The sequence below is a fragment of the Bacillus sp. PK6-025 genome (genome assembly GCF_056530265.1).
Genome location: NZ_CP096509.1, coordinates 952,501 through 976,553, shown reverse-complemented (window position 1 = coordinate 976,553; position 24,053 = coordinate 952,501). Strand labels below are relative to the sequence as shown.

21 protein-coding genes, 17 tRNA genes and 1 riboswitch (1 of these 39 running past the window's edge) are annotated in these 24,053 nt (G+C 46.1%); of the genes, 5 read left to right on the top strand and 33 right to left on the bottom strand.

The annotated features are described in order from the left end of the window. Positions 1–63: 63 nt before the first annotated feature. Positions 64–1,212, bottom strand: a complete 1,149-nt coding sequence (queG, locus tag M1D67_RS04940; protein ID WP_026580012.1) for a tRNA epoxyqueuosine(34) reductase QueG — start codon at positions 1,210–1,212, stop codon at positions 64–66. An 80-nt stretch (positions 1,213–1,292) separates the two neighbouring features. On the opposite strand from queG, the gene M1D67_RS04935 reads away from it, so the two are divergent. Next, positions 1,293–1,922, top strand: a complete 630-nt coding sequence (locus M1D67_RS04935; protein WP_023856471.1) for a hypothetical protein — start codon at positions 1,293–1,295, stop codon at positions 1,920–1,922. 108 nt (positions 1,923–2,030) lie between these two features. Here M1D67_RS04935 and M1D67_RS04930 read toward each other — a convergent pair. From M1D67_RS04930 to M1D67_RS04900, 7 genes are all read right to left on the bottom strand, one after another. Continuing rightward, a tRNA-Gly gene (locus M1D67_RS04930) sits at positions 2,031–2,104 on the bottom strand. 143 nt (positions 2,105–2,247) lie between these two features. After that, positions 2,248–2,517, bottom strand: coding sequence for a 30S ribosomal protein S14 (rpsN, locus tag M1D67_RS04925; protein WP_023856470.1), 270 nt, complete (start codon positions 2,515–2,517; stop codon positions 2,248–2,250). 106 nt (positions 2,518–2,623) lie between these two features. Further along, positions 2,624–2,908 carry a hypothetical protein gene (locus M1D67_RS04920; protein WP_011197680.1) on the bottom strand — a complete coding sequence of 95 codons (285 nt, stop codon included), beginning with the start codon at positions 2,906–2,908 and terminating at the stop codon, positions 2,624–2,626. Continuing rightward, positions 2,905–3,813, bottom strand: a complete 909-nt coding sequence (locus M1D67_RS04915) for a PqqD family protein (protein ID WP_020450665.1) — start codon at positions 3,811–3,813, stop codon at positions 2,905–2,907. The genes M1D67_RS04920 and M1D67_RS04915 overlap by 4 nt, the downstream gene beginning before the upstream one ends. Next, positions 3,803–5,272, bottom strand: coding sequence for a hypothetical protein (locus tag M1D67_RS04910; RefSeq protein WP_031305077.1), 1,470 nt, complete (start codon positions 5,270–5,272; stop codon positions 3,803–3,805). Before M1D67_RS04910 ends, M1D67_RS04915 begins: the two co-directional genes overlap by 11 nt. Further along, positions 5,238–5,984 (bottom strand): ABC transporter ATP-binding protein, encoded by a 747-nt coding sequence (locus M1D67_RS04905; protein ID WP_020450663.1) that lies wholly within the window; start codon positions 5,982–5,984, stop codon positions 5,238–5,240. The genes M1D67_RS04910 and M1D67_RS04905 overlap by 35 nt, the downstream gene beginning before the upstream one ends. A gap of 106 nt (positions 5,985–6,090) precedes the next feature. Further along, positions 6,091–6,303 (bottom strand): hypothetical protein, encoded by a 213-nt coding sequence (locus M1D67_RS04900; protein ID WP_020450662.1) that lies wholly within the window; start codon positions 6,301–6,303, stop codon positions 6,091–6,093. 549 nt (positions 6,304–6,852) lie between these two features. Here M1D67_RS04900 and M1D67_RS04895 point away from each other — a divergent pair. Together M1D67_RS04895 and M1D67_RS04890 are read left to right on the top strand one after the other, a co-directional pair. Further along, positions 6,853–7,059 carry a helix-turn-helix transcriptional regulator gene (locus M1D67_RS04895; protein ID WP_020450660.1) on the top strand — a complete coding sequence of 69 codons (207 nt, stop codon included), beginning with the start codon at positions 6,853–6,855 and terminating at the stop codon, positions 7,057–7,059. Continuing rightward, entirely contained in the window at positions 7,056–7,514 is a 459-nt protein-coding gene (locus M1D67_RS04890) for a hypothetical protein (RefSeq protein WP_025811868.1), read from the top strand. The genes M1D67_RS04895 and M1D67_RS04890 overlap by 4 nt, the downstream gene beginning before the upstream one ends. 30 nt (positions 7,515–7,544) lie before the next feature. On the opposite strand, the gene ssuD is transcribed toward M1D67_RS04890, so the two are convergent. The 7 genes from ssuD to M1D67_RS04855 all read right to left on the bottom strand — a co-directional run bounded on the left by ssuD (position 7,545) and on the right by M1D67_RS04855 (position 15,100). Continuing rightward, a complete protein-coding gene (gene ssuD / locus M1D67_RS04885) occupies positions 7,545–8,675 on the bottom strand; it encodes an FMNH2-dependent alkanesulfonate monooxygenase (protein WP_479831638.1) in 1,131 nt (376 codons plus the stop codon). Between the two features lie 13 nt (positions 8,676–8,688). Further along, positions 8,689–9,525, bottom strand: a complete 837-nt coding sequence (locus M1D67_RS04880; RefSeq protein ID WP_020450657.1) for an ABC transporter permease — start codon at positions 9,523–9,525, stop codon at positions 8,689–8,691. Continuing rightward, entirely contained in the window at positions 9,522–10,490 is a 969-nt protein-coding gene (locus M1D67_RS04875; RefSeq protein ID WP_199792127.1) for an aliphatic sulfonate ABC transporter substrate-binding protein, read from the bottom strand. The genes M1D67_RS04880 and M1D67_RS04875 overlap by 4 nt, the downstream gene beginning before the upstream one ends. Positions 10,491–10,531: 41 nt before the next feature. Continuing rightward, on the bottom strand, positions 10,532–11,299 hold the full coding sequence (locus tag M1D67_RS04870; protein ID WP_020450655.1) for an ABC transporter ATP-binding protein: 768 nt from the start codon (positions 11,297–11,299) through the stop codon (positions 10,532–10,534). Positions 11,300–11,500: 201 nt separating this feature from the next. Then, positions 11,501–13,276 (bottom strand): phosphomethylpyrimidine synthase ThiC, encoded by a 1,776-nt coding sequence (thiC, locus tag M1D67_RS04865; protein ID WP_429726145.1) that lies wholly within the window; start codon positions 13,274–13,276, stop codon positions 11,501–11,503. Positions 13,277–13,424: 148 nt separating this feature from the next. Continuing rightward, positions 13,425–13,533: riboswitch (TPP riboswitch) on the bottom strand. A gap of 106 nt (positions 13,534–13,639) precedes the next feature. After that, positions 13,640–14,404 (bottom strand): type I 3-dehydroquinate dehydratase, encoded by a 765-nt coding sequence (gene aroD / locus M1D67_RS04860; RefSeq protein WP_031305076.1) that lies wholly within the window; start codon positions 14,402–14,404, stop codon positions 13,640–13,642. 126 nt (positions 14,405–14,530) lie between these two features. Then, positions 14,531–15,100: a TetR/AcrR family transcriptional regulator gene (locus tag M1D67_RS04855; protein WP_035339157.1), complete on the bottom strand. Its 570-nt coding sequence runs from the start codon at positions 15,098–15,100 to the stop codon at positions 14,531–14,533. A 109-nt stretch (positions 15,101–15,209) separates the two neighbouring features. Here M1D67_RS04855 and M1D67_RS04850 point away from each other — a divergent pair, with 109 nt between their 5' ends. Beyond that, on the top strand, positions 15,210–15,725 hold the full coding sequence (locus M1D67_RS04850; RefSeq protein ID WP_271725600.1) for an HXXEE domain-containing protein: 516 nt from the start codon (positions 15,210–15,212) through the stop codon (positions 15,723–15,725). Positions 15,726–15,949: 224 nt separating this feature from the next. Here the strand turns inward: M1D67_RS04850 and M1D67_RS04845 are convergent, their stop codons facing one another. Together M1D67_RS04845 and M1D67_RS04840 are read right to left on the bottom strand one after the other, a co-directional pair. Beyond that, on the bottom strand, positions 15,950–18,757 hold the full coding sequence (locus M1D67_RS04845; protein ID WP_479831637.1) for a M14 family metallopeptidase: 2,808 nt from the start codon (positions 18,755–18,757) through the stop codon (positions 15,950–15,952). A gap of 222 nt (positions 18,758–18,979) precedes the next feature. Next, a complete protein-coding gene (locus tag M1D67_RS04840) occupies positions 18,980–20,305 on the bottom strand; it encodes a TGS domain-containing protein (protein WP_025811885.1) in 1,326 nt (441 codons plus the stop codon). Positions 20,306–21,116: 811 nt separating this feature from the next. On the opposite strand from M1D67_RS04840, the gene M1D67_RS04835 reads away from it, so the two are divergent. Then, positions 21,117–21,779, top strand: a complete 663-nt coding sequence (locus M1D67_RS04835; RefSeq protein WP_105979146.1) for a hypothetical protein — start codon at positions 21,117–21,119, stop codon at positions 21,777–21,779. Between the two features lie 711 nt (positions 21,780–22,490). On the opposite strand, the gene M1D67_RS04830 is transcribed toward M1D67_RS04835, so the two are convergent. The 16 genes from M1D67_RS04830 to M1D67_RS04755 all read right to left on the bottom strand — a co-directional run. Next, a tRNA-Leu gene (locus M1D67_RS04830) sits at positions 22,491–22,572 on the bottom strand. Between the two features lie 15 nt (positions 22,573–22,587). Continuing rightward, positions 22,588–22,676: transfer RNA gene (locus tag M1D67_RS04825), tRNA-Leu, on the bottom strand. A 12-nt stretch (positions 22,677–22,688) separates the two neighbouring features. Beyond that, a tRNA-Cys gene (locus tag M1D67_RS04820) sits at positions 22,689–22,759 on the bottom strand. 14 nt (positions 22,760–22,773) lie between these two features. After that, a tRNA-Gly gene (locus tag M1D67_RS04815) sits at positions 22,774–22,848 on the bottom strand. 53 nt (positions 22,849–22,901) lie between these two features. Continuing rightward, positions 22,902–22,973, bottom strand: a tRNA-Gln gene (locus tag M1D67_RS04810). Positions 22,974–22,981: 8 nt separating this feature from the next. Next, positions 22,982–23,054, bottom strand: a tRNA-His gene (locus M1D67_RS04805). A 20-nt stretch (positions 23,055–23,074) separates the two neighbouring features. Further along, positions 23,075–23,148, bottom strand: a tRNA-Trp gene (locus M1D67_RS04800). A 7-nt stretch (positions 23,149–23,155) separates the two neighbouring features. Further along, a tRNA-Tyr gene (locus M1D67_RS04795) sits at positions 23,156–23,240 on the bottom strand. Positions 23,241–23,247: 7 nt separating this feature from the next. Next, positions 23,248–23,320: transfer RNA gene (locus M1D67_RS04790), tRNA-Thr, on the bottom strand. A gap of 3 nt (positions 23,321–23,323) precedes the next feature. Beyond that, positions 23,324–23,399: transfer RNA gene (locus tag M1D67_RS04785), tRNA-Phe, on the bottom strand. A gap of 10 nt (positions 23,400–23,409) precedes the next feature. Next, positions 23,410–23,486: transfer RNA gene (locus M1D67_RS04780), tRNA-Asp, on the bottom strand. Positions 23,487–23,530: 44 nt separating this feature from the next. Next, positions 23,531–23,607 (bottom strand) — tRNA-Met (locus M1D67_RS04775). Positions 23,608–23,628: 21 nt separating this feature from the next. Further along, positions 23,629–23,704, bottom strand: a tRNA-Val gene (locus tag M1D67_RS04770). Between the two features lie 117 nt (positions 23,705–23,821). Beyond that, positions 23,822–23,896, bottom strand: a tRNA-Glu gene (locus M1D67_RS04765). A 14-nt stretch (positions 23,897–23,910) separates the two neighbouring features. Then, positions 23,911–24,002: transfer RNA gene (locus M1D67_RS04760), tRNA-Ser, on the bottom strand. Between the two features lie 6 nt (positions 24,003–24,008). Continuing rightward, positions 24,009–24,053, bottom strand: a tRNA-Asn gene (locus M1D67_RS04755); it runs 30 nt beyond the window's last position.

The window sequence follows — 24,053 nt, the reverse complement described above, 5'->3', positions numbered from 1 at the left end:
GGGCTACACCACCATATGTTTGTTAATTCATTTCTCATCATTAAACATATGTCAGGACAGCCCTCAATTAGTCGCACTCGTTTCTTTTAAAAGGCCGATGCCTTTTTGGATTTCAACTTTTGCTTCTTCATCCTGCTCGTGCGCGAGCGCGCGCTCCAATTCACCCATCACATCCGCTCCGCCGATCTTTCCGACCGCCCATGCGGCGGTTCCCCTGATGACCGGCCGCGGATCTTTGTGCATCAGCTCAATCAGTTCAGGGAGAGCGTCCGTTTCTTTAAAATGGGCAAGTGCGATAATCGCATTTCTCTGAATCGGCTTTTTGCCTCTCCATGAGCCGGCCACGTGGCCGAACTTTTCTTTAAATTCGCGATTCGACATTGTCAGAAGCGGTTTTAAAAGCGGCTTGGCAATCTCAGGGTCCGGCTCCATTTCAGGATGCAGATGAAAATCGACCCCTTTATTTTTCGGGCATACCATCTGGCACGTATCACAGCCGTAGATCCTGTTCCCGATTTTCGTACGGAACTCGTCGGGCAGAAAACCTTTTGTCTGCGTCTGAAAAGCGATGCAGCGCTGGGAGTTGAGCTGCCCGGGGTTGACGAGCGCACCGGTCGGGCATGCCTCGATACATTTATTGCATGAGCCGCATTGATCTTCGATTCTCTCATCAGGCTCGAACGGAATATTCGTAATCATTTCCGCCAAGTAAACGTAAGACCCGAATTCAGGCGTAATGATCATGCAGTTCTTTCCGCTCCAGCCGATGCCCGCGCGCTCTGCGACAGCTCTGTCCGACAGCTCACCGGTGTCAACCATCGATTTCGTTCTGACATCGCTGCGCTGCGCTTTCAAAAATTCTTCCAACTGATCAAGCTTTTCCCGCAGAACATGATGATAATCCTTTCCCCAGGAAGCTCTGCAAAAGATGCCCCTCCGTTCGCCTTTCTTGCTTCTCGGCGCATCTTTCATTTTTGAAGGGTAAGCAAGGGCGATGGCGATAATCGATTTCGCCTTCGGCAAAAGCAGATCCGGGTTCGTCCGCTTTTCAAGATCGGGTTCTTCAAAGCCTGATTCATAGCCGAGGGTCCGGTTCTCAATCAATCGTTCTTTTAATGTTTCAAAAGTATCTGCACTGGCGAATCGGATTTTATCGATGCCGATTTCCTGTGCGAATTCGATGACATCCTGTTTCAGTTTTTTCACATCCATCGTGCAGAGCCTCCTTTCTTTGTTTTCGTTTTCGCTCTCTGTATAATAGAGTGTACCATGACACGGGAGATGAATTTAAATTGGAACTTCGTTTGCAAATCGCGCCTGCTATTTTAAACCGCATTCCTTCATTTAAGGTTGGCGCTGTGTTATATCAAGATATTGAGATCACCGGCTCCCCGCAAATGCTCAAAGGCCGGCTCCGCCTTTTTCAGGAATCGCTGTTTTTTGACTATGCCGATCGCAGTCCCGAAGATGAATCGGCCGTTAAAGAATGGCATGATGCCTTCCGTGAGCTGAACCCGTCTTATTCAGGACGGGAAAGCGGACTCGAACGGATGCTGAAAGATATCAAAGAACAACGCTTTGTTGAGCCGGAAAATTCAGCGATTGATCTGAGCCGTTTTTTCTCCCTCAAATATTTGATACCGGTTCATATATATGATGCCCGGAAATTAAACGGTCCGATCAAAATCGAACCCGGCAGTCCCGGCGAGATCATCACGTTCTCCGATGATGCTGGAGCATTCGGCACGATCACCGGAAACCTCAGCCTTCATCATGCAGGAACGGATACAAAAGATGCCTTGCAGCTCGTCTTTTTCAGGCCCTCATTATCTATAGAAGAATCCCGCCGCCTGCTCGAGTCTTTAACAAAAATGTTCGAACAAATTCACGGCGGCGAACATATCTCAACCGTCTTTCCTTAAAAACCTGTTCTTAAAGAGAGCAGGTTTTTTACGATGATTTCATACATGAAAAAACGCAATGCTTCGTTTAATCTGAGAAACGAAACACTGCGTTATAAACAGTATGTATGGAGCGGGTGATGGGAATCGAACCCACGACATCAGCTTGGAAGGCTGAGGTTTTACCACTAAACTACACCCGCATATGATCTCTAAAAACAACATCATCGTTTTGACTTTTATTATGTTACACGTTTATTAAAATTTCGTCAAGGGTATATTAAAAATTTGTCGAAAAAAAGCCGCCGATATGAACATCGGCAGCTTTTTTCCGGACATTGACAGATTACCAGCTGGATTTCTTCACACCTGGTACCTGGCCTTTATATGCTAACTCTCTGAACGCGATCCGCGACATTTTAAACTTTCTCATATATCCTCTCGGCCTTCCGGTCACTTCGCAGCGGTTATGCAGCCTTGATGGCGCCGAGTCGCGCGGAAGCTTGCTCAAAGCTCTGTAATCGCCTTTTTCTTTTAGTTCTTTTCTGAGTTCCGCATATTGTTCAACAAGCTTTTGGCGCTTTTTTTCTTTAGCAATTTTTGATTTCTTGGCCACTCTGAGTATCCTCCTTCTCAATAAAGCGTAATGATTACGATTTAAATTTATCACAACCCGTCTTCCGATGCAAATAAAAAAAGCCTGCCTCAAGTAGCAAGCTCTTTTAAGATTCACCCTTTTTTTTCTGATAAATTGATGAAATCGCGGCCGTTATAATAAAAATGCCGATAAACAGCCCGATCATAATGAAGAAAAAGTTGGGCTTCACCTGGAATGAAAAAGCCGATTCGCTCTCCATGACAAACGACAAACTGTTAAACAGGATATCGTTGCTCGTTTGATTTGAAAAAAGATGATAAAACAAAAGCGCAGCCGCAAGCATCGGAAATGCGAGAAAGCTTGAGAAACTGGCAAAGATTAGTCCCTGCTTTAAAGAGTTTGTATTCATGATGATTTACCTCCAATTCCTCTGATCATCAGCTGTTTCATAATCGACTTTCCGTCACCCATAAACGGAAGCAGATACATCATATGCAGAGCATAAGTGGAAAAGAACAGAAGCATGCCGACCGAGACCGCGTTTTCCTGAAGAAAAAAGATCGTAAACAGCACGCCGGCTATTCCGAGCGCCCCTGGTATAAGCGGCCCCAACGCCGTAATCCAAATCGACTTTTTATCATACGGCGATATGACAGGCCTGATAAATTTGACGGACATCATATCAGCCGCTAAAAACCCTTGAGGCCCGTTTTTTCCGACAAATTTCCGGTGCGCGATGCCGTGCACCACTTCATGAAGTGCTGTGCCGGTGATCAACCCGAAATAGATGACGGAAAAATAAGCGGCAATGCTGATGATTGAACCGTCCGGAACGAAAATGTAAGCCGAAAGCGACAGCATCAAAAAGACGAGCCAGAAAACAATAATTTTCTTAGAAATCACATGAAGAAATTTCATGTACAAAAACAGAAATGAATCAGAATCGCTTGAAAACCTTTCCTTGTAGCGAATATGGTACTGGCCGAAAAACTGATAGAGAAAACCGAGGAAAGACGGGCGTTCACCGTACTTCCAATTGATTAAATAGTTGCGGTTGAGCCCTGTCAGCAATTGGTGCAAATCCTTTAGCAACACCTCTTCACTGACGCGAAAGACGCCGGCCAGATCCCCGGCTATCTCCAGTTCGTCTTTTTTTCCGTCGACTTCTTTCAGCATTTGATAGGCTGTCGGGTTGATGGGAAAATCCGCATCGAGATCACGATCTGAAATATGCTTCCGATCCAGCTTCACATGCTCTGGAAAATAGGGAATTTTTTTGATTCCGACCAATGCTTTCAACATCCTAATGATCATAATGGTACCTCCATTTAAACCCTCCGTATAACAGCAGGATCAGCAGTAATTCGAGACACGGTATGAGAAACAGCAGCGCTTCGCCCGTGACTTTATCGACCGCATAATTCACGATGAAAAACAGCGGAATCATAAAGATGAGGAGCATTCCGAAAGAGAAGATCCCCATATAAGGGTTGTTGCGGTCAAGCGGAAAAATAATGCCCGCTAAATAGAACATCGCAATTGCGTTTAACAGCACGGCAATCGTCTTTACAAAGACCGCAAAGCTCTCAGGAAAAGTCCACGTCAACACGGAAAACAAGCAGAGTTGAATGAGGCCAAGCACACACAGCCCGAGATACTTTGACCACAAAACCGTTGTTATTTTCAAGTGCATCGCCTTGTACACCTGCATCATCCGCAGATCATTCCCATATGAATTGAAGGCGATGATGCCCGTCACGCCTCCAAGCACCAAATAGCTCTCCCCGGTAAATCCGAACTGAAATTTGTATTTTAAAAAGCATAGAGCCAAAAGTAAAAAAATGAAGTTTAAAATATTTTCTTCATTTCTGGCCTGTGATTTTATTTCTTTCACCGCCAAAGACAGCGGTTTTGACGACGGGATTTTAATAAATGAAAACAGTTTGGATGATTTTTTTTCAGTGAGGATCGGCACAACATTCAGCGACATAAACGAAGCAGTTACTGCGGCTGCCAAGATCAGCACCACCAGTATGATTCCGGCGCCTGCCGACTGACCGTTCAGCACGAGAAACAGCGGCGCTGCAAAATATGTCAGATTATAATCAAAGGTTGAATAAGCGTTCTGAATCTTCCCCAGATCAAAAGAGGTGAATCCGTAAATAACAGCTAATACGACAAGAACAAACATTGAAAAAAATTTTTGCAGCGGAAAACCGAATTTCAAGATCACCATATACACCAGGTTATAAACAAGGTTGAGAAGCGAAAAGAAAAAAATGATCTGCACAAAAAGCAGGGCAAAAAACGTAAAAGCGAACCAAAAGCCTACACCGCTGGCGACAAAATTCGGAATCAGCAGAATAGACATGATAAACAGGACAAGGAATGAAACCGCGCCGGCAAACGGAATAAAATATCCGAGACTCCTCTCGAAAGCCGTCAGCGGGAACCAGCTCAGCTGCATGGAGAAGCTGTTCTGTTCAGGCGTCCTTACTTTAAATAAAATGAAGAAAACAAACGTAAAAATCGAGACGTTCATGAACATTGAAATCACGAACAACCCGAGTGAGCGAATTTCTCCATTCAGAAAAGCGCTTAAAAACATCCCCGTAAAGCTGTAGCCAATGATGCTCCCCATCGCAACCGCCAAAATTAAAAAAAGGGCGGCGATCATTTTTTTGGTGCCGGTATTTAAGAGCTTGCCCATTTCCTTCTGCCACATTTTCAGCATCATTTTAGAAATTTCGAATGATTTGATCAAAATGCGCACCCCTATCACTCAGCATCGAAGCTTTCAAGAACACTTCTTCAAGCGAATTACAGCTGTATTTAACCTTTAATTCTTTGACTTTTCCTTCATCCATCTTGACGCCTTTGGAAATAATCGCAATCTTATCGCACAATTCTTCCGCAGAAAGCATGTCATGAGTCGCAAGCAGTATCGACCCTTGTGTGGCCGCATAGCGCTTCATCAGCTTTTTCGTATTGATGACCGCTTCAATATCAAGCCCGCGAAACGGCTCATCCATGATGACAAATTCGCTCTCCAGCATAAAAGCAGCGATCAGCTGCGTCTTTTTTTTCATTCCGTGTGAGTACGTTTCAATCGGCTCCTGCAAAGCCTCTTTCATATCGAAAAGCTCAATTAATTGTCTCCGCTTTTCATTTGATGTACAATTATACATAGAAGAAACAAAATCCAAATATTCGGCAGCTGAAAGGGCATCCGGCAAAAGCAGTTCATCGGGAACATACGCCAGCTTTTGCTTGAATTCCGCCGTCGTGTTCTGCAGGTCATCCAAAAGAATGGTTCCTTCACTAGGCGTAATGATTCCTAAAATGGAATTAATAATCGACGTCTTTCCTGAACCGTTTGGACCCGCTATCGCGACAATCTGGTTTTTTTCAATCTTTATATGAAACCCGCTAACGGCAGTCACATTGTTTTTATATGTTTTAGATAGGTTATCTATAATAAACATAATGCCTCCAGGGTATGATTAATATCAGGAAGACTTAACCGCCCCCCACAGACGGTTAAGCCTCATCAAATATGTCTCTTGTTGTGAACAGATACTTTAAGTATGGCTATTTCCTACATTCAATGTTGACTTTCAAACCGCTGACCCATTGGACGGATCCTGTGAAGCTGCCGTTTCCGTTAACTACACACCATACAGCGGCGCCAAGAACAACAGTTGCGCCAAGTGCCAAAAGCACTGCAACAAACACCAAGAACCAAGCCTGATCTTCGATCGACGGATTGACAGAATAGTCAACCTGAGGTGCTGCGTATGTCATTTTTCCCCCTCCTTTCTATCAAGTAACCAAAGAGTAACATATCCAAAATCATACTGAAATCTATGAAATTTCCTATTTCATAAACACTACGTTCCAACTATTTATTTAAGGATCTCGCGGTTTTTCAATCTAATGGCCCACGCTTTTCGGCTTGGAAGAGAAGATGAAAGCCCCGTTTCCACTTTATGATGTCTTTATAATCTTTTTGTCTTATTTCTCCTCCTTCTTTCTCTCTCATTTTTTCTTTTTATAAATCTCGTGTCTTTCAAGGATGTTAAGGAAAAAGAACCAGCTAATAAGACCCTCCTTCTCCTGAAATCCGAACCCCAAAATACCCTCAAAGTCCCTTTTTTCAAAAAGTGAGATAATTCTATTTTCTCTATTCCATTTCTGTTAATTTTATGTATAAATTTAAATGTTACAGTTAATAACCTGCCGATCCTAGATCAAAAGATGTTGATTACATTGTAAAATCAAGTTAACATTATGTCAAACCCATTTAACAATATGTCAAATATACTATATAAACGAAGAATTGCAGGTGGTAGGATGAACAACAGGGTTAGAGAATTGAGAGCAAGGTACGGGTATTCACAGGAAGCCCTTGCAAACGCGATCGGAGTTACAAGGCAGACAGTTGCGGCCATTGAAAAAGGCAATTACATCCCGTCGCTTCTTTTGGCTTTGAAAATTTGCGAGGAATTTCAATTAAAAATGGAAGACGTATTTTGGTTAGAGGGAGGCAAACACGAATGAATATGATCACACGGACTTTCTTTCACATCCTTCTGTTCGGACTCGCATGCTGGACGTTTATAACCTTTTTTCACACATCGGAACAAATCGCCAAAAGCTTGAAAACAAACGCTTCAGAGCTCCATTTTGTTTTTAACCTGATTCCCATCCTTCTCTTTGGGCTCGCGCTTTCGATTTACACATACTTGGAGAAAAAAAGCGGTTCACGCAAGCAGCGCTTTATGCTCGTCCCTGACGAATTTAAAGAACAGGATGAAAGAGAACAGATGATTACCGCAAAAGCATGCAGAACATCTTATATCGTGCTGTATGTGGCGATGCCAGTCGCAGCGCTTCTATTGATCTTTTACCCGTTTTTCCAAGCCAGGATCCCGTATTTCCCGATCATCGTCATCTTTGTGCTGATCATTATTCAGCATCTTTCGTATATGTTTTCATTTTATAAAAACAGATAAAAAACTCCAGAATGTCTGGAGTTTTTTTATTTAAATCGTTTTTTCCTTTTGCCTCGTCGGAAAATGGTCATTTCCGATGACTTCGCCAGACGCTTTTCTTTGAAGTTTCGGGCGAAACGGAAGGAGCGGAAAGACCTTTTCGGCAAAATGGTACGCTTCTTCAAGATGAGGATAACCTGAGAAGATAAAGGATTCGATGCCGAGATCAGCATATTCTTTTATCCGGCAGGCAACCGTTTCCGGATCACCGACGAGCGCTGTCCCCGCTCCGCCTCTGACCAGTCCGATGCCCGCCCAAAGATTCGGGCTGATCTCAAGATTGGTTCTGTTTCCCTGATGAAGCTGAACCATCCTCTTTTGCCCTGATGAATCCGTCCGTTTCATCGCGTTTTGGGCTGCGGCAATCGTTTCATCATCCAAGTGGCTGATCAGTCTATTTGCCGCCTGCCACGCCTCTTGTTCCGTTTCTCTGACGAGTACGTGCAGTCTAATTCCAAAACGGACGTTCCTCCCTTCTTTTTCAGCCTGTCTTTTGACAGATTGGATTTTTTCTTTAACGAGATGGGGCGGCTCTCCCCATGTTAAATAGACATCCGCGTGTTTGGCGGCAGTCTCCTGCCCGGCCTTTGACGAGCCACCAAAATAGATCGGCGGATGAGGGTGTTGGGCGGGCGGAAAGAGTAAGCGGCCGTTTTCGGTCTTCAAGTGTTTCCCCGAATAGCTGACAGTCTCGCCTTTTAAAAGCGACCGCCATATGTCGAGAAACTCATTTGTCGCTTCATACCGTTCATCATGGCTGATAAACAGGCCGTCGCCGGCTAATTCATACGGATCCCCGCCGGCGACCACATTGATGAGGAGTCTGCCCTCTGCAAGCCGGTCGAATGTGGAAGCCATCCGCGCCGCAACCGACGGCTGCATCAAACCGGGTCTTACAGCGACTAAAAACTTCAGATTTTTCGTGACTGACGCCAGAGCGGCGGCGGTAATCCACGGATCTTCGCACGATCTTCCCGTCGGCAAAAGAACCCCTGTATACCCAAGCCGGTCAGCCGCTTGCGCTACCTGCTGAAAATAGGTGTGATCTGCGGCTCTGCCTCCCGTGTCTGTGCCGAGATAACGTCCGTCCCCATGAGTAGGAATAAACCATAAAATGTCCAAAAAGATCTCCCCTTTACTTTTGATTACCTTGATAGCTGTTTCTCCAGCCAAGGCACTTTTTCTCCAGAATTCTGACGAATGAATCCGTCAGCTTGCCGACGGCTGCGAAAATCAAAATTCCGACAAACACCTTATCGGTTTGTGAAAACTGTCTGGCATCCATAATCATATAGCCGACTCCCGCGCTTGATCCCATCAGTTCGGCAACAACAAGGCCCAGCCACGAAACACCGAGCGACAGGCGGATGCCTAAGAGGATGTTCGGAAGCGATGCGGGAAGAATCAGCTTAGTCACCTGCTTCAGCCAATGGAACTCCAATACTCTCGCCACATCGAACAGTTTCGAATCGACACCCCTGATTCCTGAAAATGTGTTGATATATACCGGGAAGAAGGCGCCGAGCGCGATCAAGAGCACCTTTGACAGTTCGTCGAAACCGAACCATAAGATAAACAGCGGCGTGACGGCGAGATGCGGAACGGTTCTCAGCATTTGCAGAGAGGGATCGAGATAATCCTCGGCGATTTTTGAAAAGCCGATTACAAGCCCCAGCAGGAGCCCGAGTCCGGCTCCCAGGAAAAAGCCGAGCGCGGCGCGCTGAATGCTGATGCCTAAATGAGTGAAAAGCTCTCCTGATACGATGAGATCCCGAAATGTAAGCAATATATCTAAAGGAGCCGGAAGCACGGTTTTTGATATGAGCTCAAATGACCCGACAAGCTGCCATAATAAAATCAATATCACAGGTAATACAATTCCCTTCCCCCATGCCAGCCGAAAAGCGGCCGGTCTCAGTTTTGCGCCTGCTTTCGGCTGGATCGAGGGGGTGCTTGATGAAACAGCCCTCATTTGTCATCTCCTCCTTTCAGCGCTTTTTTAATAAATGAATTGTCAACCACTTCTTTTACATCAATCTCTTTGTTAATCGCTTTTAATTTGAATTGAAAATCGGCAGTCTCCTGCTGCGTTTCAATAATGCGGTCTGTGATCGGCTCATTTAACGGTTCGGTGTTATTCAGCACGTTTTCAACGACCTTTTTGTCGAGATTTTTAATTTTCGCATACGCTTCAACCGCTTCTTTCTTATGGTTTTTATGCCATTTCACGGCCTTGTCATACACCTTCAGAAAACGGATCACCTCATCAGGATACTTCTCGGCAAATTCGCTTCGTACAAGCGTAAAACCAGGGGAATACTTGTCGATTTGTTCCCCGTCAACCAATATTGCCGCGTCACTTTTGATCGTTTTAAGGGACAAAAACGGCTCCCAAATCGACCATGCATCAATCGCGCCGCTGTCAAATGCCGGCATGGCTTCGTCAGGCTGAAGCTGAATGATGTTGACGTCTGTTGGCTCCAGACCTGCTTTATCGATCACTTTATACAGAAAATCGAACCCGCTGCTGCCTTTTGCCACCGCCACCTTCTTTCCTTTCAAATCTTTTATGTCATCGATGCCGCTCCCTTTTTTCACAAGAATGCCGTTCGCCTTTAAACCGTCTTGCGAAAGACCGATTTCTTTAAAATCAATGCCAGCCGCCTGCCCTGCGATCACCGGTGAATTTCCGACCTGGGAAAAATCAAGTTTACCTGCGGCAAGACCTTCAAACTGCGGCGGACCGCTTTGAAACTCTGTCCATTTCACTTGAATCCCTTCTTTTGCGAACTCTTTTTCAAACCAGCCTTTTTCTTTCGCAAGGAGCAACGGGCTTAAGCTTTGCTGCACTCCGATGTTGATCTCTTTTAAATCTCCGCCCCCTCCGCTTGATTGGGCTGCTGAACAGCCCGCAAGAAGCATCAGGCAGCCCAGCATATACAACGGCCACTTTTTCACGTTTTTCCGCTCCTTTCTGCTCAAATCCCTGAACCTTCCTGAAAGCTGAATGTTTCCGTTGTCTCGAATTCTTTCAGCACTTTTTGTCTGATTGATTGAAAAACGGGCGATGTTCTGCTGCGCGGAAATGGCAGATCGACCGGAATCAGCTTGTGGATTCTCCCCGGCTTTGCGGTAAGAATCGCGACCCGGTTGGCTAAATAAACCGATTCGTCAATATCGTGCGTCACGAGGATCATCGTCATCTTCTTTTCTCGCCAAATGTCTGTCAGAACATCCTGGAGATGCTTTCTCGTAAAGGCGTCCAAGGCGCCGAAGGGTTCATCAAGCAGCAAAATCTCAGGCTCCCTGAGCAAAGCCCTGGCAATCGCGACCCGCTGCGACATACCTCCGGACAGCTCGCGTGGATACTGTTTCTCCGCGCCTTTCAGCCGCACCGTTTCAATCAATTCATCGACTTTTTTTCGCACCGCCGGTTCTTTCAGGCTTAAATCAGCGGCGATATTTTGCTCGACCGTCAGCCATGGAAAAAGCCGATGCTCCTGAAAGATGAAACCTTGCTGAATCCCCGGGCCCTTGATTTCTCTTCCGTTCATGCTGATTCGCCCTTCATAATTCCCGTCAAGACCGGCAGCGATTTTTAAGAGCGTGCTTTTCCCGCATCCGCTTGGACCGATGACAGTCAGAAATTCGCCGTTTTCGACCGTCAGTTTCACGTCTTGAAGCACGCTTGTTTTAAGGCTGCCGTTTCCAAATGCTTTTTCATTTACACGAATTGATAAAGACATCTTGTTCCCCTTTCTTTTCTAAACTGAAAATAAAAAACTCTTATCCCAATTGAGATAAGAGCCTTCGGTTGACCGATCAGCGCTGATGGAATTTTCCGAAATATTAAACAACATACTAATTCATATTATTCCGACCTGTCAACCCCATATTATAAAAAAACAGATGAAAGGTTCCCCTTTCATCTGCAGTATTGCCCGTTTTTAACTGTAAATGCTGCCGCCTGCTTTTTTAAATTCCTTCGCCTTCTCTTCCAATCCTTTTTGAATAGCCTTTTGTTCATCAAGGCCGTTTTCCTTGGCATAGTCGCGAATATCCTGGGAAATTCTCATACTGCAAAATTTAGGCCCGCACATTGAACAAAAGTGTGCCGTTTTGGCGCCTTCCGCCGGAAGGGTTTCATCATGGTATTCAAGCGCTCTTTCCGGATCGAGCGACAAATTGAACTGGTCCCGCCAGCGGAATTCAAAGCGCGCCTTGGAAAGCGCGTCATCGCGGATTTGCGCGCCGGGGTGCCCTTTGGCAAGGTCAGCCGCATGGGCCGCGATTTTGTATGTTATGACGCCTTCGCGGACATCGTCTTTGTTCGGCAGTCCCAAATGCTCCTTCGGCGTCACATAGCAAAGCATGGCCGTGCCGTACCAGCCGATCATCGCCGCTCCGATTGCCGATGTAATATGATCGTAGCCCGGTGCAATATCGGTCGTCAGCGGGCCGAGCGTGTAAAACGGCGCCTCTTTGCAAATTTCCATCTGCTTGTCGACATTCTCTTTAATTTTATGCATCGGCACGTGTCCCGGTCCTTCGATCATCACTTGAACATCATGCTTCCAGGCGATTTCCGTCAGCTCGCCGAGCGTCTCCAATTCGGCAAATTGGGCCTCATCATTCGCATCCGCAATCGAGCCGGGCCGAAGGCCGTCCCCGAGCGAAAATGCGATATCGTATGTTTTCATAATCTCGCAAATCTCTTCAAAATGCGTGTACAGAAAGCTTTCCTCATGATGAGCCAAACACCATTGCGCCATAATTGCCCCGCCGCGGGATACGATTCCAGTGACGCGCTTTGCCGTCAGCGGCACATACCGAAGAAGGACGCCGGCATGAATCGTAAAATAATCAACGCCTTGCTCAGCCTGCTCGATTAATGTATCGCGGTAAATCTCCCAAGTGAGATCTTCCGCGACGCCGTTTACTTTTTCAAGCGCCTGATAAATTGGCACAGTCCCTACAGGAACTGGACAATTGCGGATGATCCACTCCCTCGTTGTATGAATATCTTTACCTGTGGACAAGTCCATCATCGTATCAGCGCCCCAGCGGATGGCCCATGTCATTTTTTCTACTTCTTCTTCAATCGAAGAGGTGACAGCGGAATTGCCGATGTTGGCATTGATTTTCACGTGGAAGTTGCGGCCGATAATCATCGGTTCGCTTTCCGGATGGTTGATATTTGACGGAATAATCGCCCGTCCGCTTGCCACTTCATCACGAACAAATTCGGGAGATACATGCTCTCGGATCGCGATAAATTCCATCTCGGGCGTAATGATCCCCTTTCTTGCGTAATGCAGCTGGGTGACATTTTGACTTTTTTTCGCGCGCAGCGGTTTTCGTTTCAACCCTGGATAGCTGTTGCTCGCTTTCTCTTTGCTTTTATAGCCGTTATCCTCCGGTCTGATTTCTCTGCCTTCATATTCTTCGGTATCGCCGCGCTCCCTGATCCAGGTCGCCCGCAAAGGTTTCAGCCCCTTAAGAATATCAACCTCTGCATTCGCGTCCGTATAGGGACCGCTCGTGTCGTAGACGCGGACAGGCTGATTTTCTTCGGCGCCAAATGAACCCGTCGTCGGACTTAGCGAAATTTCTCTCATCGGCACTTGAATGTCAGGTCGCGCCCCTTCGACATACACTTTGCGGCTCCCTGAAAAACTTGACATAATCGAGATGTTTTTTTGCTGTACTGACTCCTGTTTCATGTAAAAATCCTTCCCCTCTAAAAAATTGATCAGGACGAAACTCCGGAACAGCACCAGCACAAAAAAACCAGGCTCATATGATGAACCTGGTTTTACAGTCAGTAAAATCACTGGAAGACAGACGGACCATACCCATTCCCCATCTTCTCCCGAATCCTTTTTACTTCCCCACGCTGGTACGAACCAGATCAGGTCCAAAGGGTTAAGAAACACATGTTTCTCTCTCAGCCCGCAGTCGGGCACCCCTAGTAAAGCTATTCAATTCATTTTTTATCGTAACACACCGATTTGGCAAGTGAAAAGGATGGAAAAATATATGAATCTTTTTCACTATAAAAGGGATCAGAGCGGCGCACCCAATGATTATAAATTGCGATGAAGCACATCAAGTATATGTTTCAAATCCGTCGCCTCAATTTGGCCAGGTGCGGATGCTTTTTTCGCTGCGCCGAACGTCACGGCCGAGCCAAATACCTCTCCGGCGAGCCGGCTGATCAAGCCTTTTCCGGCCATCGACATCGTGATAATCGGCCGCTTCGCATACCGCTCATGCATCATATGAGTCGCCTCAAGCAACACCAGCACATCTGCCGGTGTTTCAGGCATCACCGCGATCTTAGGGAAATCGGCGCCAAGATCCTGGGCTTTTCGGAGACGGGAAACGATCTCTTCCGCTCTCGGCGTCTTCCCGAAATCGTGGTTGGATATAATGACAAAGACATGCTGCATATGAGCCGCTTGAACCAGTTTTTCCACATGATGCTCTTCATTGAACAGCTCGACATCAATCACATCTGCCAGCCCTGTTTTGACTACGGCATGATTCAAGGAAAAGTAAAATTCCTTACTGACTTCTTTTTCGCCGCCTTCCTCCGCGCTACGAAATGTAAATATCAACGGGATATCCTTTAAGATCTCCCGGATGTCAGCCAATACCTTTTTCACTTTGTCAACGTCTTCGACATCCTCAAAAAAATCCGCCCGCCATTCGGCAAGATCCGGATTAATCGATAGAAGAAAAGCAGCTTCTTCTTTCAATTGTTCATGCGTTTTTCCGATGAGCGGCACGCAAATTTTCGGGGCTCCTTCTCCGATAGCCACCCCTCTGATCTTCACCGTATTCAACAACGGCCTCACTCCTGTTCTCTATATTACAAGGGTCTTTGCATTAACGGTACCGAAGATTGGCCGTAAGCACAAGCAGAAATTAAGAAAGAAGGCTAAACGCTTAAAGCACTCATATACCAACAGAGATCACCTTTCGATAGCTTGCTTGTTTAAAAATGAATCTACTATTCCTTGCAGAATATGACTCATTTCTTCAGGAGTTTCCTTCCGGCCTCTCTCAAACCATTTTGAAAGGATGTTCCAAAAGCCCCCTGCGCTGAATGAAAGCCCGTACTCCAAGTCGATTTTGCTTTTAAAATGAAAGGTTTCTTCTTTAAATTTTTTATGAAGATCCGGTAGAAGTTCATTATATTTCTCAACAATCAAATAAAACAAATGGTTCTGATGAAGGGCTTGTAAAAAATCGGCATGTCGGCTCCAAAAGTTGAAGTATGCATGTCCAAGACTGGATAAGTCAATATGTTTTTCCTGAACAATGTAATTGGAATACTCACTGCAAAGCTGCTCAAAATAGCGGTCTAATATATCTTTTTTTGAATGGAAATGCCGATAAAATGTTCTTCTGTCAAGCTGCGCTTTTTCCGCTATCTCTGTAATGGTGATGTCTGAAAAGCTTTTTTCCTTCATAAGCTCCAACAATGATAGCGTCAGCCAGCTTTTAGATTGCTGAGCTGTTTTTGAGGGCATTTGCTTCATATTCTCTCTCCTGTCGCACTTTTTATGGCAATGTAGCACTTTTCGTTGGCTCATTGACTTTGTTCTCTATGAAATGTCACAATTGTGGCACATAAGAGGGGGAATGTAAATGGAAAACATGCAATTTATAGCTTGGATGCTGCCGATATTATTTATACTGCATGATTTTGAAGAGATGGTGATGGTCGAGGCATGGGGCAAAAGATATCGAAGCAAACTGAAACAACTGAAAAAAGCTCCATTTGGACATGCCAAAACCGCTTCTTTTGTTTGCGCTGTGCTCGAAGAATTTATACTAGCTGTTGGTGTAACTGTTCTCAGTATTTATTTTAATCAATATATTATCTGGTTTGGTTTCTTTTTTGCTTTTACTGTTCATTTCCTTGTTCATATCGTCCTATGGTTCACATTTAAACATTATGTACCCGGCATATTAACGTCGATCTTTATGCTGCCATTTTGTTGCTATCTGCTGACCGCTGCCGCAGAGATAGAAAAATTCAGTTTTCCTGCAATGATCTTATCAGCCCTATCCGGAACACTTATCGTCTTTTTTAACCTTAAGTTTCTGCATAAAAAAATGGGGAGGATTCAAGAAAGGCTGGAAGCATATGGCCGCATATGAAAAGCAGGCACTTACGGAAGCTTCCGGCCCTTTGACTAGAAGCAAAGCAAACGATGAAGACCCGTCAGACACGAAAAAACTGCCCTTCAAAAGAAAGGCAGCATGATCTAAAATCATGGCACTGCTAACGATGGTTCAATGTTCGTTCCAAAGCTTGTCTATCCAGCTGTTTAGACGAGACACCTCCACTGCGGGAGCCGCTTGCACTTCAGCTGTCCAGCCTCTCATCGTTTTGATGATGGAGCATTTTCGGTTTTTCCGGGACCGGCATTGAAAATCGAATTCGCCAGCAACCGATATTGATGCTGCGGATGATCGTCATTGGTTAGATCGTTAGCGAAAACAGTTAAGTTCTTGTTGTTATCTTTATACGTGAAAGCCATAATCTTTCCTTTGGCAGCATCATGTCCAGGCCACCAGCCTGCCTTGAAGAAGTGATCTTCATCAGCAATCACCGCAAGCACTTTTGCCGTTTTAGGAACAGCGGTAATATAAGAACCAGTGACTGTGTAGAAGTATTCCTGTTTATTGTAAGGAGCTGTAATAGCATGATCTTGCATGACATTTGCCAAGAAGACGCCTTCGTATCTCTCCCATTCAGGTCCTTTAAAAGAAAATCCGGGTATCCACTTCTGAACATTCGTCATCCCCATGTTTCCAAATGCAATGTAAGGCTTTCCTTTATTAACATATTTAGAAGAGTCGAACGTATTGACAAGCACATCTGCGCCCGCCTGTTCTGAGGTGACGTTAAAGCCCAGATTTTTCAGTACATATGCCGCTTCACCCAGTGCTCCTACAGTAGAAGCCTTGAGGACTTTGCCGCTTGGTTTCTTATGGCCGGATGCGCTCACGTCAAGATAGTACTTGGAAGCCAATGGGGCCAGGTCCTTGTAGGCAACCGCGAAGTCGCCCGCTTGATAGCCTGATCCGCTCTTGGTGAGCATTGTAACGGTCTTGCCGGCTGCCAGTAACTCGTTGACTGCCTTTATCGCATCATTGTTTGTGTTCTGGATTAGCACATAAGCTGAGCGTTTTGGCATTTTAGTCCCCGGAAACGACACGGAGGTGATGGCAGAAGTCTTGCCTTTGAACACCCCGGCATCTCGAATTACATAACGGTCAAAACCTCGCATATCATGGAAATTTTGAATCATCTCACCGGCTATCATTTCATAATCAGATACATCTATTCCATCATACAAGACCAAGTTCGCGAGGCCGCGGTTTGCCTGGTGCATGTTTACAATAAATGATCCTGCCGGATATGTTTTTCCATTAACGGTTACCGCTTTTGTTGATCGTTCAATCTTTACGCCGTTGCGAAGGAAGTACTCAACCATCTTATAGGTTTCCAACACATTCTTTTGAATATTTTTATCGACCGGCAGTACGTAATATTCCGGGAAGAAGTTTTGATTGCCCTGCCGCGGACGGCCGATCTCTTCGTTTTTGGCGTTGACCAAGTAATGATCGACAGCACGATCATCGATATTGTCCACGCCGCGCTCGAATATTTTTAATTGGTTCAGGAACAGCTCTTCTTTTTTTCCCGCTACATATTTTGTGGCTGCCGCAGAACTGTAATACAGAGCTTTGGTAGACTCTTCATTCGACTCGGGCGTTTCCAGCGTGTGACCCATCGCACCGTGATACATGGCGAATGCAGCGGTATATGCTGCAGATGCATCATCCCATCCCGAAGCCGTGCCTTTTGACACATAATTTGGATCTTTCGCAGTTTTCCGATGTTCTTCATAAGGGATGTGATAGTAGTCATACTTCGTATTAGCAATCCCGGCCTCACCCATAGCCTTTGCCTGTTCCACCATGTGGTCAATCAAAAGGTCATACTCAACATTCGGGTTATGAGGCGGAGTAGAAGGCTCAATCAGGAAATTGGCATCGAACCCGTGCATATCCAGAAAAGACAGCGGCGACCACTTCGCGATTTGTTCCGTTACGCTGCGCGTTTCAGGCTGGGTTTGATAAGAATTATCCCGGTTCAAATCGAAATCCTCAGCATTGGAACGTGTTGTATGAACCCGGCCATCCGGGTTGTCCGTATAAACGAACAGGAAAAAAACATGTTCCAATGCATCGTCTATATTCAACGTTGTCTTGCTTTTCTTGCCATTCGGCAGAACTGTATCGTACGTCATGCTCTTATCCAATGCCATTGACTTAAAGTAATTCATGATCGCATCGACGCCAGGCGCTTCATTCGGATGAATATTGTTCAACCAGATCGGCACCTGATAGTCGCCAAATGCGCCGGATTTAATGTCGGCCTGCAATTTCTTCGGGTCATTGAGCATGGCAGGGTGAGTCACCTTCTGATACTTATCGACAGCGGCTTTATCTTTGGCAAGCACTGTCAAATAGATATCACGGCCTTCGACCGATTTTCCAATAGAAGTCGTTTTGATATATCTGTTGTTTTTTTGCGCAGCTTTTGCTGTAACGGCATCGATCTCCGGTTTCAGCTCATCGTAAGTGCGGAAGCTGTCATATGGCGTCAATTTTACGGGAGCATGGGCAACCACTCGTCCGTTCACTGTTGCCGCCAAATCATATGTGCCCATCAGCGATGCGTATAGCGGACGTTGCAATCGCGGCTCTGACAGGTTGTCTGTATCGTATGGAAGATCGAAATTGATGTTAGCATGAACCTTGCCGTTGGTCACTTTTACATGGCTAACAGTAATGAAAGGTGCACCGCTGTAATCACGGACCTTATATTTTTTCCATTGAGACAGCGGTTTGCCGTCATACGTCCAGCTTAAGCTCTTCACATCAACACCTTGCGGAAGCTTAAACGCAGCATGAAGCGTTCGTTTCTCTGTCATCGAAGCAACATTGTTGTCCAGTTTTAGCTTCTGAGATTTTTTAGTCTTTACTTTTGTCTGCTGACCGGACGCCGTCCCCTTGCCAGTCTGCGCCATAGCAACACCGGGGGTTATCGCTCCAAGCAGCATCATAAGCGACAAAACCAAGATCAGATAACACTTTGTGAACGAATTCTTAAACATAGAAAAATGCCATCCCCATTTCGTGATATTTTCAAATTGCAAACTTGATAAGAGAAAACCATTACAAGAGTGAGGAGTTCTGGCTGCATTTCATTTGCCTGCCTCACACTCTGATTCAGCATGCCCTCCTCCTCCAATATCTTCCGGAGCTCCCGACAGGCTAACAGCCTGAAGGAACTGCCTCCTTAGACGGTTTCTTCAGGTAAAATGTTAAAAGACCGCCTACCTGGATGTTGTCGTTCCCGTGACGGGTCCCAAGGTGCTGAAGGCCCGGTCAAAGCGGCGCATCGCTGTCTCAAGCGGACCGGCAGGAAGCCGTGCAATCAGCCACCCTGTCACCGTCACCATGGCCGCGACGAACAGATCACTGAATGGAATGGCCCCGATATCATACTTGGCCCCCGAGATTTCAAGAGTCCATATAACAACAAACTGAGCTGCATACATCGTCAACGCCACACGTCCGACTCCCGCGAACGGCTTTAACACGGCAGAGTTTTTCTGCGGCACGAGACATACCAATCCAAGCACCAGAAAGGCAACCCCAAGCCCCAGCATCGTCTGGAAAGTTGACGCACTGTGCGGAGCGATCGAAAGAAGATTGTGCCACAACGGCGGTGCCACGTTGTGCGGCCAGATTGCATACTGATCCGGCTCAGCGCCGGCGGTGCCTTGAACACTTACGAGCCACTCTTCGAATGAACGGCTCAGCCCCGGAAGAACGAAAGTGCCCAAAACTTTAGAGACGATAACCATGATTGTGCCGCTGCCCACTAGCGAGAGTGCGGTCCGCATCCTGGTCAAATCGAAGCGCCCGATTGCCATACCGGCGACAAAAGCGGGTGCAAGTGCGAGCGCCGACATCGGGCCGCCTGCCATATCACCAAGTAAGTATGCTTTCGACAGGACGCTGCCTCCGAGAATCATCAGCGGCGGGCTCACTGCAAGCAAAACAGCTGCTGTTGTAACTAACACACGTGTCGAACGACGAATCAGCACCAACGCCAGCACAAACAGTGCCGCATAAGCTGGCAAAATCACCCCGAACGGAGTATTCAGCATGATGAGAAGGTATCCTATAATATCGATAAATACCGCGCGGGCAAGCATCCGCGTCCGAAATGCGGCCGGCTCCATTCCTCGATCCAACATGCGCCCGGCCATGATCGAATAGGAGATGCCGCCGCAAAGCACAAATAGAAGCGTCGTATTCCCGGAAACGATTGAACCGTTCGTTTCGTTCAAGGCGAAGTGCTGCAAATACATCCCGATGACCGCCAGCCCCCGAGCTGCATCAAGTGCCACAATACGCCCTGTCCCCCGCGCTTTTTCACGCTTGAACTTCTGACCTTCAGCCGAGTCCCGGGTGACAATTTCAACGAGCGCACCGTCCTGAAGCGGAGTTGATAAATCTACAAGCTTTCCGTTTAATTTACCTGCAACCGCATTTTCCAGGCCACAGCTAATAGAAGCAGCGACATCTTCAATGCTTGCTTCCTCCTCAAATTCTCTGACGGACCCGTCAGGCAATTTAATGCGAATTGACAACTGTATTCCTCCTCAAAAAATTAATCCTTTACGTGTTCCATTGTTCCTTTGTCTATATCTAGATGAGATCTGGCTGTATTCAATATAGCGGGCAGATGTCGCTAAAGTTTGATCAACTTGTAAACAAAACGTAAAAAGGTGGATCGGAGGATCAGAACATATCATTGCATAAAGAAAAGCACCTTGCTGATGACAAGGTGCCTTATTTCACGGTGCGATAAATGAAGAGTGCGGACAACAGTTGGTCATTGCGTTTATGTTGGCGGCTCTCCTTTTTGATGAGGAATAAACAAAAAGAGCGTTCCTTTTATATGGAACGCTCTTTCGTCGTTTGGCAATACGGTTTTCAGCGATATCGGTGGTCAGGGTGAATATATCCAGAGAACCATTGATATATCAAGGTTTTTGTCTGCCTTTGTACAAAATTTGGCGCAAAAATTTTAAATTGCTAATAATACGTACAGCTGCATAGGCGAAGAAAAATGAGTATCAACACAATCGTTCTGTACAGGTCGTCCAAGATAAAATACGCAGCTTTCTCTACGGACTATCTCGACTGCTTGGCGATGTGAACGCGATTAAGAAAGGAACAGCCGGAAAGCAGACCGGAAAAGCCTGGGCAAACTGTTTCAATGACGCCAGCCACGGCGTCTTCGTTCTTCCATTTAAACACCGGACAATTAACGTATTCTAATTAGTCAGAGACTGGGCGTTTTTCACCCCCTCTCTAGGATAAATTCACCAAATTAAAACTAGTCATTAACTGAATATCCTCCCTCTGGTAGAATTGTAAACCAAGGGAGGAATAAGCATGCTAAAAAGGAAATTATTTTTATTCACTATGGCTCTTTGTTCGATTATCTTACTAGTCGCCACTTTTCCATCAAATGTTTTCGCTAAAGAAACATTTGAAGATCCGAATCCTTTAGAAGGGATTAAATTCACCAAAATATCCGAAAACGCATCATCATTCAGAATAGAAGAAGGCGGTAAAATATACGAATACGTAGTAGAAACCTTAAATGCAAATACTAAGGATATGAAGGTCCGGGCAAAGAAATATTCTGTATCTAAGGACGGAAAGAAAACACTTTTAGAAAGCTCAACCGCTTCTGCTCACAAAGAGAGCAGTGCGAATGCGCTGGCTGGCTGTCATGGTGTAACGGGGTCTAAAGTGAGTTGGGCTGGCACTAGGTACAGCCTTTATCTCAGCTCTTGTATAACCAAAAAAATAGTTAATGTAATAAACGAAACTAAAGATGCAACATCCGCTATAGCAGGAATTGGAGCAGTCTTGATCAAAGTCGCTAAATTTGTACCTTACGTAAGCGCGATTTCCGGAGCGCTTTGGGCAGTAGGTGCTGGTTTTAGGGCGATTTCCGGGGACGGAAAATATGGAATAGGTTTCCACTTCGCGAGGAATCCATTCACCGGAGAGGTTATCGAGGGCATCGGTGTGCCTTGGCGACAATAGAGCGGGAGGAAAATTAAGTGTTATATAGAGTTTTATTAAAAATGGCGATCCTAATTTTCGTCATAAACTATTTCGCTTTTCCAACTTTTTTTAACATAGAACCAGATAGTAGCGGAACATTTATTGGCCTCATTTTGATGTGTATAGTCATTATGAATCTTTTAAACCGAAAACAACAATAAAATGAGAAGGCGCCAATTACGGCGCCCTTTTTCGTTCATCTACGGCTTCTTAATAAACTTATTGTAACTGCTTTCCTTACTACATCGCTTGGACTCGTTTTAACCAGCGAAAAGGAGCGCTATAGCATATATTTAGAATCGAGAATTTGAGCGAAAAGTTGATATTATTCGTTTTCTGAGCAAACTCAAAAACAAAATGAACCCACTTAAGCGCCTTATCAACCTCACCTATCTTATAAGTTGACCTAGCTGACTCGTATATGCATTGCATGTACATAATAGGCGCATTTTTTCGATATCATCCGTTTTAAATGAGAGGCCGAAATACTCGAGTGCTTCTTCGTGTTTATCCTTTTGAATTTTTAAAAAGCCGAGATCATAGTAGACAGCCGCCAGCAGCGCAGCTTCCGGAGCTCGCAGTCCTTTAAAAAAAATTCTTACGGACTTGTTCCAAGATAAAGAATAAATAAAAAGAGCGTTCCTTTGTAAGGAACGCTCTTTCATCGTTTGGCAATACGATGTTTAGTGATACCGGTGGTCGGGGTCGAACCGACACTCCCGAAGGAACACGATTTTGAGTCGTGCGCGTCTGCCAATTCCGCCACACCGGCATGTGTGTGATTCAATGGTGCCGAGGGCCGGACTTGAACCGGCACGGTAGTCACCTACCGCAGGATTTTAAGTCCTGTGTGTCTGCCAATTCCACCACCCCGGCACGAGGCAAATAAGGCGACACCCGGATTCGAACCGGGGATAAAGGTTTTGCAGACCTCTGCCTTACCACTTGGCTATGCCGCCATCATTTTAAGAATTGGAGCGGAAGACGGGATTCGAACCCGCGACCCCCACCTTGGCAAGGTGGTGTTCTACCACTGAACTACTTCCGCATTTTAACTAATATTCATCTTATCATATGCAGGATGATAAAGAAAGATGAAAACTGGGCTAGCTGGATTCGAACCAGCGCATGACGGAGTCAAAGTCCGTTGCCTTACCGCTTGGCTATAGCCCAATATGAAGGGCGATTGATGGGAATCGAACCCACGAGTGCCAGAGCCACAATCTGGTGCGTTAACCACTTCGCCACAACCGCCATAAATTGTGAATTAAAATTGGCAGGGGCAGTAGGAATCGAACCCACACCGGAGGTTTTGGAGACCTCTGTTCTACCGTTAAACTATGCCCCTAAAAACATGGTGGAGGGGGACGGATTCGAACCGCCGAACCCTGAGGGAGCGGATTTACAGTCCGCCGCGTTTAGCCACTTCGCTACCCCTCCAAAACAGTGCCGGCCAGAGGACTTGAACCCCCAACCTACTGATTACAAGTCAGTTGCTCTACCAATTGAGCTAGACCGGCAAATGGTGGCTCGGGACGGAATCGAACCGCCGACACACGGATTTTCAGTCCGTTGCTCTACCAACTGAGCTACCGAGCCTTTATTTAAATGGCGGTCCGGACGGGACTCGAACCCGCGACCTCCTGCGTGACAGGCAGGCATTCTAACCAACTGAACTACCGGACCATTTTGGTTGCACCCTTCGGGTACTCCTCATTTAATGAGTAATTTGGTTGCGGGGGCAGGATTTGAACCTGCGACCTTCGGGTTATGAGCCCGACGAGCTACCGAACTGCTCCACCCCGCGATAATATGATTTTCATAGAAATGGTGGAGGATGACGGGATCGAACCGCCGACCCTCTGCTTGTAAGGCAGATGCTCTCCCAGCTGAGCTAATCCTCCGCAGTACAGGACGTACAAGTGTATGCGTTGCAACAGGATGTTGCGATCTTAGCATACCTTCCTTTAAAAAGCTCTGGCATTCGCCTTTTGCTTTTTAACGTGCTGTCCAAAAAAGAATGGTGACCCGTACGGGATTCGAACCCGTGTTACCGCCGTGAAAGGGCGGTGTCTTAACCACTTGACCAACGGGCCAGATGTATTTAAAGTGGCGGAGAGCAAGGGATTCGAACCCTTGAGACGGCGTTGGCCGCCTACACGATTTCCAATCGTGCTCCTTCGACCACTCGGACAGCTCTCCAATAAATGGCTCCGCAGGCAGGATTCGAACCTGCGACCGATCGGTTAACAG